17 protein-coding genes are annotated in these 13,504 nt (G+C 68.5%); 10 read left to right on the top strand and 7 right to left on the bottom strand.

Features of this window, described 5'->3' with window-relative positions; all coding sequences use genetic code 11:
• Nucleotides 1–41: 41 nt before the first annotated feature.
• The gene (gene corA, locus ACU6XJ_RS06365; protein ID WP_476307597.1) at nt 42–1,064 is read right to left on the bottom strand and encodes a magnesium/cobalt transporter CorA; all 1,023 of its coding nucleotides are present in this window, start codon (nt 1,062–1,064) and stop codon (nt 42–44) included.
• A gap of 354 nt (nt 1,065–1,418) precedes the next feature.
• On the opposite strand from corA, the gene ACU6XJ_RS06360 reads away from it, so the two are divergent.
• Entirely contained in the window at nt 1,419–1,922 is a 504-nt protein-coding gene (locus tag ACU6XJ_RS06360) for a MaoC family dehydratase (RefSeq protein WP_476307594.1), read from the top strand.
• Between the two features lie 111 nt (nt 1,923–2,033).
• On the opposite strand, the gene ACU6XJ_RS06355 is transcribed toward ACU6XJ_RS06360, so the two are convergent.
• Entirely contained in the window at nt 2,034–2,459 is a 426-nt protein-coding gene (locus ACU6XJ_RS06355; protein ID WP_476307592.1) for an NUDIX hydrolase, read from the bottom strand.
• A 151-nt stretch (nt 2,460–2,610) separates the two neighbouring features.
• Between ACU6XJ_RS06355 and ACU6XJ_RS06350 the strand changes: the two genes are divergently transcribed.
• The 7 genes from ACU6XJ_RS06350 (at nt 2,611) to ACU6XJ_RS06320 (ending at nt 7,053) form a co-directional block, all read left to right on the top strand.
• On the top strand, nt 2,611–2,772 hold the full coding sequence (locus ACU6XJ_RS06350) for a hypothetical protein (RefSeq protein ID WP_476307591.1): 162 nt from the start codon (nt 2,611–2,613) through the stop codon (nt 2,770–2,772).
• Nucleotides 2,773–2,792: 20 nt separating this feature from the next.
• Nucleotides 2,793–3,356 (top strand): PH domain-containing protein, encoded by a 564-nt coding sequence (locus ACU6XJ_RS06345; protein WP_476307589.1) that lies wholly within the window; start codon nt 2,793–2,795, stop codon nt 3,354–3,356.
• A gap of 51 nt (nt 3,357–3,407) precedes the next feature.
• The gene (locus tag ACU6XJ_RS06340; protein ID WP_476307587.1) at nt 3,408–4,262 is read left to right on the top strand and encodes a PHP domain-containing protein; all 855 of its coding nucleotides are present in this window, start codon (nt 3,408–3,410) and stop codon (nt 4,260–4,262) included.
• Between the two features lie 65 nt (nt 4,263–4,327).
• Nucleotides 4,328–4,942 (top strand): MarC family protein, encoded by a 615-nt coding sequence (locus tag ACU6XJ_RS06335; protein WP_476307585.1) that lies wholly within the window; start codon nt 4,328–4,330, stop codon nt 4,940–4,942.
• Between the two features lie 37 nt (nt 4,943–4,979).
• Nucleotides 4,980–5,795, top strand: a complete 816-nt coding sequence (locus ACU6XJ_RS06330; protein WP_476307583.1) for a CPBP family intramembrane glutamic endopeptidase — start codon at nt 4,980–4,982, stop codon at nt 5,793–5,795.
• A 56-nt stretch (nt 5,796–5,851) separates the two neighbouring features.
• Nucleotides 5,852–6,685 carry a RecB family exonuclease gene (locus ACU6XJ_RS06325; RefSeq protein ID WP_476307581.1) on the top strand — a complete coding sequence of 278 codons (834 nt, stop codon included), beginning with the start codon at nt 5,852–5,854 and terminating at the stop codon, nt 6,683–6,685.
• Nucleotides 6,685–7,053: a hypothetical protein gene (locus ACU6XJ_RS06320; RefSeq protein ID WP_476307579.1), complete on the top strand. Its 369-nt coding sequence runs from the start codon at nt 6,685–6,687 to the stop codon at nt 7,051–7,053. Before ACU6XJ_RS06325 ends, ACU6XJ_RS06320 begins: the two co-directional genes overlap by 1 nt.
• 4 nt (nt 7,054–7,057) lie before the next feature.
• Here the strand turns inward: ACU6XJ_RS06320 and ACU6XJ_RS06315 are convergent, their stop codons facing one another.
• The 3 genes from ACU6XJ_RS06315 to ACU6XJ_RS06305 are packed head-to-tail and all read right to left on the bottom strand — an operon-like array spanning nt 7,058 to nt 10,906.
• Nucleotides 7,058–7,933, bottom strand: a complete 876-nt coding sequence (locus ACU6XJ_RS06315; protein ID WP_476307577.1) for an alpha/beta fold hydrolase — start codon at nt 7,931–7,933, stop codon at nt 7,058–7,060.
• 37 nt (nt 7,934–7,970) lie between these two features.
• Nucleotides 7,971–9,170 (bottom strand): Rv3212 family protein, encoded by a 1,200-nt coding sequence (locus tag ACU6XJ_RS06310; RefSeq protein WP_476307575.1) that lies wholly within the window; start codon nt 9,168–9,170, stop codon nt 7,971–7,973.
• A gap of 38 nt (nt 9,171–9,208) precedes the next feature.
• On the bottom strand, nt 9,209–10,906 hold the full coding sequence (locus ACU6XJ_RS06305) for a DEAD/DEAH box helicase (protein ID WP_476307573.1): 1,698 nt from the start codon (nt 10,904–10,906) through the stop codon (nt 9,209–9,211).
• 311 nt (nt 10,907–11,217) lie between these two features.
• Between ACU6XJ_RS06305 and ACU6XJ_RS06300 the strand changes: the two genes are divergently transcribed.
• Both ACU6XJ_RS06300 and ACU6XJ_RS06295 read left to right on the top strand, forming a co-directional pair.
• Nucleotides 11,218–11,868, top strand: coding sequence for a ferritin-like fold-containing protein (locus ACU6XJ_RS06300; RefSeq protein ID WP_476307571.1), 651 nt, complete (start codon nt 11,218–11,220; stop codon nt 11,866–11,868).
• 203 nt (nt 11,869–12,071) lie between these two features.
• A complete protein-coding gene (locus ACU6XJ_RS06295) occupies nt 12,072–12,299 on the top strand; it encodes a DUF3107 domain-containing protein (RefSeq protein ID WP_476307570.1) in 228 nt (75 codons plus the stop codon).
• A gap of 70 nt (nt 12,300–12,369) precedes the next feature.
• Here the strand turns inward: ACU6XJ_RS06295 and ACU6XJ_RS06290 are convergent, their stop codons facing one another.
• Both ACU6XJ_RS06290 and ACU6XJ_RS06285 read right to left on the bottom strand, forming a co-directional pair.
• Entirely contained in the window at nt 12,370–12,705 is a 336-nt protein-coding gene (locus tag ACU6XJ_RS06290; protein ID WP_476307568.1) for a DUF4873 domain-containing protein, read from the bottom strand.
• Nucleotides 12,706–12,722: 17 nt separating this feature from the next.
• Complete coding sequence (locus tag ACU6XJ_RS06285) at nt 12,723–13,466, bottom strand: TetR/AcrR family transcriptional regulator (protein WP_476307566.1); 744 nt, start codon at nt 13,464–13,466, stop codon at nt 12,723–12,725.
• Nucleotides 13,467–13,504 lie beyond the last annotated feature (38 nt).

Here is a 13,504-nt window from a genome sequence, read left to right as displayed (position 1 = left end):
GTTACGGAGTGCCGGTGGCAGGCGGCTTTCGCGCTGGAGCGCTAGAGCCAGCGGTTTCGTCGCAGGATGCGATAGACCGTGAGACAGGCGATGACGATCACGCCCATCACCATGGGGTAGCCGAAGCGCATCTTGAGCTCGGGCATGAACTCGAAGTTCATGCCGTAGATACCGGCGATCATCGTGGGCACCGAGATGATCGCGACCCAGGACGTGATCTTGCGCATATCGGTGTTCTGCTGGAGGGTGATCTTGGCCAGGGCGGCGTCGACCAGGGTGGTGAGCAGCTCGTCGTAGGCGGTGACACGTTCGGTGACGCTGGTCAGGTGGTCGTCGACATCGCGGAAGTAGGACCGGACCTGCTCCGGCACTATCGGCGTGTAGCCCTCGGCCAGCCTGCGCAGCGGCGCGGCCAGCGGCATCACCGCGCGGCGCAGCTCCATGATCTCGCGCTTCATCAGGTAGATGGGCTCGGCGTCCACGGGTGTGTGCGGCGCGAAGACGTCGGCCTCCAGGACGTCGATGTCCTCTTCGACGTGGTCTACGACATCGAGGTAGGCGTCGACCACGTGGTCGGAGATCGCGTGCAGGACCGCGGCGGGGCCGAGTGCCAGTTGCTCGGGGTCGTCCTCGAGCTGGCGGCGGAGGTCGGCGAGGCCCGCGTGGCGGCCGTGGCGGACGGTGACGACGAACTCGGGGCCGAGGAACACCATGATCTCGCCGGTCTCGACGATCTCGTTGGCGGTGGTCGGTGATTCGTGGGCCACGTAGCGCACGGTCTTGAGCACCATGAACAGGGTGTTCTGGTAGCGCTCCAGCTTCGGCCGCTGGTGCGCGGTCACCGCGTCCTCGACGGCAAGCTCGTGCAGGCCGAAGGTCTCCGCGATGCCGTTGATCTGCTCCTCGTCCGGCTCGTGCAGCCCGATCCAGACGAAGCCCGCGCCGCGGCGGCGGACCTCCTCGATGGCATCGGTGTGCGTCCACCGGCCGGGCAGCCTGCAGCCGTCGACGTAGACGGCGCAGTCGACGACATAGGCGGACAGCGGAACCGGCACTGGGGGCATCACACGTCCGTTACGGCTCGTCTTTGTGCGCAGGTTGATCGTGGGCAAGCTTGCCACTGGCTGGCCTCCTCGGGTGTTACGCGATGCCGGTGCTGAACCGGCCCGATGCACTCGTCGCGTACCCGGCGGAGGTGGGATCTACGAGATCGACCGGACTCCGAGGGGGACGCGGCTGGTACTCGCAGGAAGGGGGTCAAGGCTCCTCATGCCTGCGGTCTCACCTCCTCGCGTCCGCCACCCCGGTCGGTGGATTCGCTCACAGATCGGTTGCCGAGGTTACTCCTGCCGGGGCCACACTGTCGTCCCTGGTGGCGCGCTTGTGACCACCAACAAGATTTACGCGGGAGGCGCGACGTGCAGTTCGGGCGGTACTACGAGGAGTTCGAGGTCGGTGCGGTGTACAAGCATTGGCCTGGCAAAACGGTCACCGAGTACGATGATCATTTGTTCTGTCTGCTCACCATGAATCACCACCCGCTGCATCTGGACAGCCACTACGCGGAGGAGACGACCGACTTCGGCAAGAACGTCGTGGTCGGCAACTACATCTACTCGCTGCTGCTCGGAATGTCGGTGCCGGACGTGTCGGGCAAGGCGATCGCCAATCTGGAGATCGAATCGCTGCGGCATGTGAAGCCGACCTTCCACGGTGACACGATCTATGGCGAGACCGAGGTCCTGGACAAGACCCCGTCCAAGTCCAAGGACGACCGCGGCGTGGTCTACGTGGAGACACGCGGCTACAAGCAGGACGGCACGGTGGTGTGCATCTTCCGTCGCAAGGTCATGGTGCCCAAGCGCTCCTATGGCGACGCCCGCGGCGGCGAGCAGCCCGGCAGGCCGGAGCCCAAAGCCTGATAATGCGGCTGAATAACCAAAACTAGCGCTCAGACAAGACGTTTCGCGGTGGCCTTTGACAATAGTGGACGGCAAAGGCCACCGCCCGTTTCGGAAATAGTTTGCCCGGGGTCAGGCCCTCGGGAGGCATTCCCATTCGCTAAGTGTTGCGGCCAGTCGGGGTACCAGTAGACGCCGCCGTTCGAGGGAGTCGAAGGCCGCCAGATCCACCCACGAGACGGCGGATGCGTCGTCGCCCGCGATCGGTGTGCCACTTCTCACAGTGCAGAGATAGTCGTGAATCTCGTACGTACATCCGTCGCCTGGCCTAAGCACCGACCCGGCCAGAGTACCCACCGTCACCGTGAGTCCAGTCTCCTCCAGGGTCTCCCGGACCACCGCTTCGATGTCTGTTTCGCCTGCTTTGACCCTTCCACCAGGTATGGACCAAAGGCCCTTACCTGGGGCATTGGCACGCTGCACGAGGAGCAATCGGCCGATGGGGTCATACACGATTGCGCCAACGCACCGGACTGGGCGCTCGTCTGAGCCGATCATGACCACGGAGCGTAAAGGAAGTAGGCTATTAATTCGCTGGACTGACCCAAGTGCGGGAAAGGTCTGCCGTTGGGCTGAGTTGTACGGTACAACGGTTCTCAGCATCAGTCGTTTTTGAGCGCAAAGCGGGTTACGGACGGGGCTGGTCATAGTGAACGTCAAGAAGGTTCTCACCTGGGCCGGAGTCGCATTGCTCGCCTTCGCCCTGATCACCCAGCCGACCCAGTCGGCGGGTGTGGTGAACGGAATCCTGGACTCTCTGCAGGGTGCTGCCGAGGCGGTCATGACCTTCGTCAGGACGCTGTTCATCTAACCCACTAGGAGTCGGCATCCGTGTTCGCGCCCAGGGATCCTGACGAGTACCTGCTCAACACCGAGCGTCGCGTCATCAGGGTGCGCAGGCACTGGGCGTGCTTGCTGTGGGACATCTTCGAGGCGATCGGCCTGCTGGCCGGTGCCGTGTTGATCTCCTACCTGCTACCCGAGGGCTACTGGATGCTCCAGAACGTCCTCTGGTACGCGGCACTGTTCGTGCTCCTGCGGTTCGCCTACTTCGTCATCGAGTGGTGGGTGGAGCGCATCGTGGTCACGGACAAGCGGTTCATGATCACCAGCGGGGTGTTCACCACGCGGGTGGCCATGATGCCCATCGGCAAGGTCACGGACCTCACGTATCAGCGGTCGGTGGTCGGGCGTCTGCTCGGATACGGCACTCTCATCGTGGAGTCGGCCGGTCAGATCCAGGCGCTCAACAGGATCGAGTATCTGCCCAACCCGGAAGAGGTCTACGACGCCATCTCGGAGCTTGTCTTCGGAGACAAGAAGGCGCAGGCCGAGCGCTTCTCCATGCTCAAGGCCAAGAAGATGGCCGCGATGAAGAAGCGCGCGAAGGCATAGGCAGTAGGGGCCTGAAAGGGCTAACCGCGCACGTCAGTCAGACTGGCTGACGTGCGCATCGATCTCCATACCCACTCGACGGCGTCGGACGGCACGGACACCCCGGCCGGGCTGGTGGCGACCGCGGCTGCGGCGGGCCTGGACGTGGTGGCGTTGACCGACCACGACACCACGGCCGGCTGGGCCGAGGCCATCGAGGCGCTGCCACCTGGGCTGACCCTGGTGCCGGGTGCCGAACTGTCCTGCACCGTGGACGAGGGCGACCGCGCCATCACCGTTCACCTGCTGGCCTACCTGTTCGACCCGCAGGCGCCCGCGGTCATCGCGGAGCAGACGCGGTTGCGGCGGGAACGCCGCGAACGGCTGCTGGAGATGGCCCGCCGGATGGAGGCCGACGGCCTGCCGATCGAAGCCGACCGGCTGCTGGCCCTGATCCCCGAAGGCTCCGCCGCGGGCCGTCCGCATCTGGGTCGCGCGCTGGTCGAGGCCGGGCTGGTCGGTTCGGTCGCCGAGGCGTTCCGGCGCTATCTGCACGAAGGCGGCCCGTACTACCTCAAACGACGCCATACCCCCGTGCGGGAGGCGATCAGTATGATCACCGCGGCGGGTGGGGTGACGGTGCTCGCGCACGCGCTCGCCGACAGCAGGGGCCCGGTGATCAGCCTGGACACGGTCGCCATGCTGGCCGCCGACGGGCTGCACGGCCTGGAGATCGCGCATCCCGAACACGACGAGACCAGGCGAGCGACGCTCGCGGGCCTCGCTGCGGACCTGGATCTGTTGACCACCGGTTCCAGCGACTACCACGGCACCAACAAGTCGGTGCCGATCGGTGCTGAGACAACCGACCCCGCGGCGCTGGAGCGGATCATCGCGCTCGGCGGTGGTGCGGTGGTACGGCGCTGAACGGCGCCGGTTCCGTCAACGATGCAGTGGATCACCCGAGCGAGTGAGGAAGAGGCGGTGCGGCGGTGAGCTTCAATCTCACGCTTTTCGCCGAGGTGGCCATCACGTTGTTCGTGATCATGGACCCGCCCGGCATGATCCCGGTCTACCTGAGCCTGGTCGGGCGCAAGAGCACCGAGTTCCGGCGCAGGTCGGCGCGGCAGGCGGTGCTGGTGTCGCTGCTGGTCATCAGCGTCTTCGCCATCGGCGGGCACGCCATCCTGGGCTATCTCCACATCGGCATCCCGGCCCTGCAAGGCGCGGGTGGGCTGCTGCTCCTGCTGATCGCCCTGGACCTGCTCACCGGCCGTGAGACGACGAGCCCCGAATCGGTGGAGGACGTCAACCTGGCGCTGGTACCCCTGGGCACCCCACTGCTGGCGGGCCCCGGCGCCATCGCCGCGGTGATCGTGTTCGTGCGCAAGGCCGACGACAGCATGGGCGACTACCTCGCGCTGGGCGCCGCCATCCTCGTGATCCACCTGATCCTGTTCCTCACCCTCCGCTACTCCGGCCTGGTGATCCGGGTGCTGCGCCAGAGCGGCATCACGCTCGTGGCGCGCATCGCGGGCCTGCTGCTGGCCGCCATCGCCGTCCAACTGGTCGCCGACGCCGTGCGCGGCTTCGTCACCGGCGCCTGAGAGGCGGGGCCGGGTACGTCGGCGTAATCTGCCGGGCGTGCCTGAATCGATCGTGAGCCCTGAGGCGCTGGCCAGGCCGTCCGGGCGGTGGCAGCTCGCGGCATGGGCGCTGGTACTCGGCACCTACGCGGTCGCCTTCGGACCGGCGGTGTGGATGGCGGTCTCGATTCTGCGCAGCCCCGTCGACCGACCCGAGGGCGGCTCGCTGTGGGAGGTGGCCGCCTGGATCGGGGCCGGATTGGCGGCGGCTGCCGGGGCGATGGTGATCGCGCGGCGGAAACTTCGGCTGAACGTGCACGAGTTGGGGCTCGGGCGGGGCAGGCGGGTGCCGGGCGGATTTCTCGCCGCGACTGCCGTCTTCTACTTCACGATGTGGCTGGGCTTCCAGACCAAGTACCTGCTCGACGCCGCCTTTCCGATGAGCTACCCGTCCTCGGGTTCGGACAGCGGAAGCGCTATCGCCTGGCTGGTGGGGCTGACGGCGGGGCTGCTGGAGGAAATCGTCGTGCTGGCGCTGCCGATGGCGGTGATGCTGCGACTGCGGTGGCCCGCGTGGGCGCAGATCGCGGTGCTGGTCGCGCTGCGGCTGGCCTTCCACCTCTACTACGGCCCGGCCGCCGTCGGGCTCGCGATCGTGTGGATAGTCGGCTTCTGGTGGGTCTACACCAAGGTCCGCTCGCTGTGGCCCGCCGCCATCGCGCACAGTTTCTTCGATCTGCTGGCGGGGGAACTCGGCGCGCTGCCGGTGGTCGGTGACGTGATCAAGATCGTGGGAACGCTGCTGTTGACCGCGGGCGCGATCATCACGGTCTGGTGGCTGACCGAGCGGCACGGGGCGCCTGAACGCGCGTAGCGGCCCATCGGCATGGCGACTGTGCCAGGCGATGGCGCGTGCGTAACCTGAGGGGAGTGCAGGGAGCGCTGGAACTGGGAGACTTGCCGCGCAAGCTGGTGCGGGTGACACCGGCCCGGCTTGCCACGTGGACGAGTTGTCCTCGCCGCTATCGGATGTCCTATGTGGACCGGCCGACGCCGCCGAGGGGCGGGGCGTGGGCGCATAACTCGCTGGGTGCGGTGGTGCACAACGCGCTGCGGGCCTTCTTCGACCTCCCCGTCGAACGCAGAACCCCCGACCAGGCGGCGCACCTGGTGCGCACCGGCTGGAAAAGCGACGGGTTCCGGGATGCCGACCAGGCCGCGGAGCACCGCGAACGCGCCCAGGGCTGGGTCCGCGACTACGTCTCCGGCACCGATGTGACCGCCGACCCTGTCGGGCTGGAGCGCTGGGTGTCCACACCCGCCAACAGCATCATCGCCGAGGGCAGGGTCGACCGCATCGACGAGCGGGACGGCGAACTGGTGGTGGTCGACTACAAGACCGGTCGCCACGCGCTGACCACCGACGACGCCCGCGGTTCGCAGGCGCTGGCGCTGTATGCGCTGGCCACGCGGCGCACCCTGCGCCGCCCGTGCCGCCGGGTCGAACTGCACCACCTGCCGACCGGCGAGGTGGCGGCCTGGGACCACACCGACGAATCGCTGCGGCGGCACCTGACCAGGGCAGAGGAGGCCGCGGACGAGCTTCGGCTGGCCACCGACACGGTGGCAGCGGGCGCCGACCCGGATGAGGTGTTCCCGCCGAGGGCGGGTACCCACTGCTCGTGGTGCGACTTCCGCCGCCACTGCGAACCGGGCCGGCAGGCGGCCCCCGACCTGGAACCCTGGTCGATGTTGGCGACCTGATGCAAACCCGCTTTCACCGTCAAGGACGACTGGACACGCTGGAGATGGCGCACAGTCCCCATCGCGAGCAGGCCGACGCCCCGAACCGGCGCACGTTCCTCGGCGCCTGCGTCCGAGGACTCGGCGGTTCGCTGGCCGCCGGCCTGTTCCTGCTGGCCGTGGTCGTCCTCGGCGCCCAGTTGTTCGCACTGCAACGTGCCTACTCCGGCCCCGGCCTCGTCGTGCTGGCCGTCCACTTCACCGCGGCGACCGCCGCGGGCGCCCTCCAGTACTACGCCGACCGCCGCCTCGGCCCCCTCGCCTGGCTCGCCGTCGTGGGCATCTGCGTCATCACCTTCGCCGTGTTCTGGTTCTGGTGGTGGGGCTGACCCGTCACGACAGCCAGGTGTGCCAGGTCGGGATGAGGGTGGCCAGCAGGGCGGCGGGATTCTCGGTGTTGGGGCTGTGCGCGGCGCCGGGGATCACCGCGAAGTCGGCGTCCAGGCGTTCGGCCATATCGCGTTGGGTGGGTGGTGGCCAGGCATCGTCATGTTCACCGCAGACCACCAGGCACGGGGCGCTGGAGCGACGCAGCGCGATGGCCAGCTGGGGCACCAGGTCCGACTCGTAGCGCAGACCGTCGGCCATGCCGAGCAGGCCCGCGGGCGCCGAGCCGATGAAGCGGGCCTCGAGCAGGTCCCGCAGCTGCTGGGAGAACAGCCCGGCACCGGGTTTGGCCGCGTCCAGCTCCTGCCGGATGCGGTACGCGGCCGCGACACCCTCACCGCGCAGGGCCGACTCGCCGACGTCCAGCGCCGCGCGGCGGGGGCCGGGCGGTAGTTCACCCGGACCGGTGCACAGCAGCGTCACCCCGGCGACCGGCGCCCCGGAGAGCACCGCGCCGCGAACCACCAGGCCGCCGTAGGAATGCCCGAGCAACAGCACGCGGCGGCCGTCGGCGGTGAGCTTGCCGACCAGTTCGGCCAGCACCCCGCCCAGGGCCTGCGGCCGGTAGAGCGACTCGTCGTCAGGGCCCGGCGACTCGTACTGGCCGGGCAGATCGATGGCGAGCACCTCGAAACCGGCCTCGGCCAGCGGGTCGATCAGCGGGCAGAAGTCCTCTTTGGAACCCGTGTAGCCCGGTACGAGCAGCGCGATCGCCGAGGCGGATGCTGACGAGGCGCGCAGCGCGGCGATGGGCCCGTACCGGCCGTCCAACAGGGTGGGCGCACCCCGATGCGGGCTGAGCTGCGATGGTTGCGTCGTCACGAGAAATGAGTCTGCCGCACCGCGGCGCTCATTGCCGTCACTTGAGCGCGTACAGCGTGCCGCCGCGTTGCTCCAGCACGACCTGACCGCCCGAGGCCAACCGGACCGGGCCCTGGTAGCCCTGCCGGTCCACCGGGATCACCCGCTCCTGCGCGCCGGTCGCCGGGTCAAGCACGGCGAGCCCGGCGGGCACCGGCACCAGCAGCCTGCCCGCGTAGGGGATCGCGGTGCCGAGGGTGCCCGGCACCGTCCAGAGCGGACGGAAGTCCTCGGTGGACAGTGCGGTGGTGGACGATCCGGTGAACCAGTACACGGCGGGACCGAAGGACGTGTCGGCGATCGCGGAGACCTTGGCGAAGTCCGCATCGGGCAGCGGGTACTCGGCCGCCTTGGCGCCGCCCGCGCCCTCCAGGACGACCAGCCGCGCCGGGTCGGACGCGACCACGGCCACCCAGCTCTGATTGGCCGCGACGACCTTCGCGGAGTTGATGTCGGGCAGGACGACGCTGAAGTACTCCTCCGGCGGCTCCGGGTTCTTCGGGTCCGGCTTCTGCACGGTCAGCCGGGCCTCGGGCACGTCGGGGCAGTGCTCGGTGGTGGCCAGCCGGTCGCGGCCCATCGCGAAGGAGTCGAAGACGCAGCCGGTCCTCGGCTGCTTGCCCGGCTGAACCGGGGTGGGCAGCGTGCCGTACTGCAGAGTCCGCACCAGATCGCTGCGCCAACCCTCGATCAGCGTCCGGCCGGTGGTGGCCACATGCCGTCCGTCGTAGAGCAGCTGGGTGCCCGCTTCGGCATCGCCGTTGCGCTGCGGCCCCCGCTTGCCCGAGGCCGCGTCGAGGTGGGTGACCTCGCTGCAGTTGCGGTCCTTGCGGTACACCGCCAGCACGCCCTGCCAGGCGGGGGCGACGGTGCACAGCTCGAGATCCCTGGCGTAGCGCCAGCGCTGGGCGCCGGTGATCGCGTCGCGCCCGATCACCTGGCCCGCGTCCCCGGTGACCACGGTGCCGCCCTCCACCGCGGGCCGGACGGTGGCGGCGCTTGGCGCCGACCAGACCTGGCTCAGGGTGGCGGGTAGCTGCGCGGGTTCACCGATGTTGACCTGCGGTGCCTGCGAGGTCTCCAGGGTGGTCGCCCTGGCATCGCTGTAGTACCAAATGAGGCTCGCGCCGCCGATGATCGCGATCATCAGCAGCGCGAGCCCGACCAGGTCTCCCTTGGTGCGGAACGACTTCTTCACCCCATGACCTCCCGGCACACCAGACGCTGGCCCTGATGCTATTCGCCGGCTGCCTCCGAGACCTCGACCCCGCCCCTACGGCGGCGTCGGCGCGGCCTGCTGGGGCTGCGGGTCTCATCGGTGTTCTCGCCGGATGCCGTGGGCTGACCGGCGTCGACCGACTCCGCGTTGGCTCCGCCCCTGGTGCGGCGACGGGGCCTGCGGCGCGCGGGCCTTGCCTCGTCGGCACCCTCGGCGGGCTGCTCGGAGTTGGAGGGCTCGGCCTGCGACTTGCCGCCCGCGCGGGTGCGCCTGCGGGACTTGCCGCGCTTGCGCCTGCCGCCCTCGTCCTCCTCGATCGGCTCGGCGGACAGCCCGGCGCGGGTGCGGCGGCCCAGCGGCAGCCTGCCCGTCACGGTCGGGTCGATGCCGAGGTCGCTGTAGAGGTGGTCGGAGGTGGAGTAGGTTTCCACCGGCTCCGGCATGCCCAGGTCGAGTGCGTCGCTGACCATCTTCCAGCGCGCTTCCTCGTCCCAGTCCACCAGCGTGACCGCGACGCCCGTGCGGCCCGCCCGGCCGGTGCGGCCGATCCGGTGCACGTAGGTCTTCTCGTCCTCGGGGCACTGGTAGTTGACCACGTGGGTGACGTCGTCGACGTCGATGCCGCGGGCGGCCACGTCGGTGCAGACCAGCACGTCGACCTTGCCGCAGCGGAAGGCCCGCAGCGCCTGCTCGCGGGCGCCCTGACCGAGGTCGCCGTGCACGGCCGCGGCGGCGAAGCCGCGGTCGGTGAGCTCGTCGGAGAGCTTCTGCGCGGTCCGCTTGGTCCTGGTGAAGACCATCGCCAGCCCGCGGCTTTCGGCCTGCAGCACCTTGGCGACCAGTTCCACCTTGTCCATCGCGTGGGCGCGGTAGACGAACTGCTCGGTGCGCTCGTGCACCTGGCTCTGCGCGGGCTCCTCGGCCCTGATGTGCGTCGGCCGGTTCAGGAACGTCCTGGCCAGCGTGATCACCGGGCCGGGCATGGTCGCGGAGAACAGCATGGTCTGCCGGGTGTCCGGCGTCATGGTGAGGATCCGCTCCACGTCCGGCAGGAAGCCGAGGTCGAGCATCTCGTCGGCCTCGTCCAGCACCAGCATGCGGATCTTGCCCAGCACCAGGTGGCGCTGTTCGGCGAGGTCCAGCAGGCGGCCGGGGGTGCCGACGACCACGTCGACACCGGCCCGCAACGCGGCGATCTGCGGTTCGTACGGCCGTCCGCCGTAGACCGGCAGCACCCGCACATCAAGGTGCTTGCTCGCGTTGATCAGGTCCGAGGTGACCTGGAGGCACAGCTCGCGGGTCGGGACGACGACCAGTGCCTGCGGCACGCCGTCGCCGGGGTTGTCCACCCGCTGCAGCAGCGGGACACCGAAGCCCAGGGTCTTGCCCATGCCCGTGCGGGCCTGGCCGATCAGGTCCTCGCCGTCCAGCGCCAGCGGAAGCGTGAGCTCCTGGATGGCGAAGGTGTGGGTGATGCCCACGTCGGCGAGTGCCTTGACGATTTCGTCGCGGACGCCAAGCTCGGCGAAGGACGGGGAGTCCGGCTTCGCGGTGGAGCCTGCGGTCAGCGGGTGGGAGGTGCCGGTCTCTTGCAGACCGGTCTCGCTGTTGTCCAGCGAGGGGGCGTCGATGGACGCGCTTTCAGTATTCAGATCGCGTGAAACATCGGAATTGGTGACGCTCAGGAGAATCGCCTCTCTCGTGCCAGCACGCACGACTCCTGGCGTCTCGACCGCTCCGAATGCCGGCTGAACCGACGCTAGTCCGGGGGAGAGCCACGAGGCGTTGCGCGCGCCATGTACCAGCAGGCTGCTCCAATGCCGCCTGCTCAGACGCACGACCGCGGATGAAGTATCCCCTGCGTTGACCGCGGCTGCGCCAATCCGTATGGCGACCCTCGCGGTGCAGAATGCCGTGCATCGATCCGTAGTGTAGCCGTTGGAATGCCATTCTGTCTCGAATTCGGGTGTCATCGGTCACTTAGGCTTGATCGTTGCCGCCTCGTGGCCGGGCTAGGCTGCGTGCCATGAGCGACTCTTCCGCGGACACCGGCGTGATCGATCTGCTTGGCGCGCTGGCCTACGGCGAGCTGTCGGCCTTCGACCGGATGGCCGAGGACGCCAGGACGGCGCCGAGTCTGGCGGGTCGGGCGGCGCTGTCGAAGATGGCCGCCGCGGAGATCGGTCACTACCGGCTGCTGGAGCAGCACCTGGAGGGGCTGGGGGTGGCCGTCGAGTCGGCGATGAGCCCGTTCACCGTGGGTTTCGACCGCTTCCACGCGTCCACCGCGCCGAAGACCTGGCTGGAGTCGCTGGTCAAGGCCTATGTCGGCGACGGACTGGCGGCGGACTTCTACCGCGAGGTCGCCGAGTGGCTGGACCCCGCGACCAAGGCGCTGGTGCTGGAGGTGCTGGCCGACACCGGGCACTCCGCCTTCGCCGAACGCGAGGTCAGCGCGGCCTGTGAGAATGATCGCAAGGTTCGCGACCGGCTGACGCTGTGGGGGCGCAGGCTGCTGGGCGAGGCGATCACCCAGGCTCAGCACATCGTCGCGGAGCGCGACGGATTGGCCGAGCTCATCATCGGCGGCTCTGGTGACCTGGCCGGGATCGCCGCTCTCTTCAAGCGCCTGCAGGCCAGTCATACCCGCCGGATGAACGCATTGGGCCTCGGTTAGAACGGCCGAGGGTCGATGAGACACACTGCGGGGGAAACTCAAGGCGGGATTTTGAGTAGGCGGGTATGTACGAGCTAGCGGGACGGCATCGGCATCTTCCCTCCTCGCAACGTCCGGGACAGCGGTCTGCGCCGCGCCGGGCGGAGGATTCCATTAACCTGGCGATTGACAAATCGTCACAGAAGGCCCGGTCGGAGGTCGGCGTGGAGGTCAAGATCGGCGTCGCGGATTCCCCGCGAGAGCTCGTCGTTGCGAGTCCGTTGTCGCAGGATGAGGTCGAGTCGCAGGTATCCAAGGCGTTGAGCGGCAACACCCTGCTCACCCTTGTCGATGACAAGGGCAAGCGGTACGTGGTGCCCGCCGAGCGGATCGCCTACGTGGAGATCGGCCCCGCCGACGCGCGTCGTGTCGGTTTCGCGGTCGGCAACTAGTCAGCTTTTCAAGCCAAAACGGAACCGGCGGCGCCCGAACGGCGCCGCCGGTTCCGTATGTCCAGAGGTTTTAGTCGGTGGGCGGCAGGTCAAGGTCGACGCGGAACGGCGGGCGGCCGACGCCGGTGATGCGCAGCCTGCCCCACGGGTCGCGGTCGGACAGCGTGCCCTCGGCCTCGCCCTCCTCGGTGCGGATCAGCACCTGGGTGGCCTTGCCCGCGGTCAACTCGTCCAGCGCGTCGTTCTGCTCGACGCGGCCGTACCAGCGGAAGCGGCCGTCGATGGGCTCGAACCGGCCGCGCAGCCGCACCCCGGCGGGCACCTCCTGCTCGCCCGCGACGAGCACCGCGGCGCCCTGGAACTCCTCGTCGTCGTGGTCGTGGTCATGACCAGCGTGCTCGGCCACCGTTCCTCCATGTGCTGTCATTTGGCGTCCCTGATGTAGCTGACGTTCTCGGGCAGCCCGTCCAGGTCGAACTCCGCGAGGCCGGGGAGGGGCAGCGGCATATCGGGGTCGATCTCCACTCCGTGTGCCCTGGTCACGCCGTCGATGGCGAACCACACGATGTCGACCAGGTACCCGCACAGTGCCTCGCGGCTCATGCTCTGCCGGTCCAGCCACCACGCGCCCGCGGTCTGCACCGCGCCGACCACGCCGTAGGCGTAGGGCTCGGCGGCGCCGGAGTCCATGTCCAGCGCCCGCATGTAGTCGCCGAGCAGGCGCGCCAGCATGCAGGCGATGATCGACTCGTTGGCGAAGACCGGGTCGGTGTCCACCTGGGCGAAGCTGCGTCGGACCATGAAGCGGTACAGGTCCGGGAAGTCTTCGATGGTGCCCAGGTAGGCGTCGATGACACGGCGGATGCGCTCGCGGACGCTCAGATCGTGGCTGAGGTCGATGGCCGGGACCATCCGCTCCAGCAGGATCTGGGTCGCCCGCTCGCCCACCGCGAGATACAGGTCGGATTTGTCAGCGAAGTGCCGGTAGAGCACGGGTTTTGTCACCCCGGCCTCAGCGGCGATCTCGTCCATGCCGACGTTCGCGCCATGCTGCTGAATGGCTCGTATCGTGGCCTCGACGAGTTCCGCACGTCGCGCGGTGCGGTGCTCACTCCACCGCTCGCGACGTGCGTCACCTTGGCTTGACTGCTTCCTCTTGACAGGCACGCGCACGAGGTTAGAGTACCAGAAGTAACTGTTACTTC

This window comes from Actinorectispora metalli (assembly GCF_056323685.1).
This window is presented reverse-complemented; position numbering and strand designations above follow the sequence as displayed.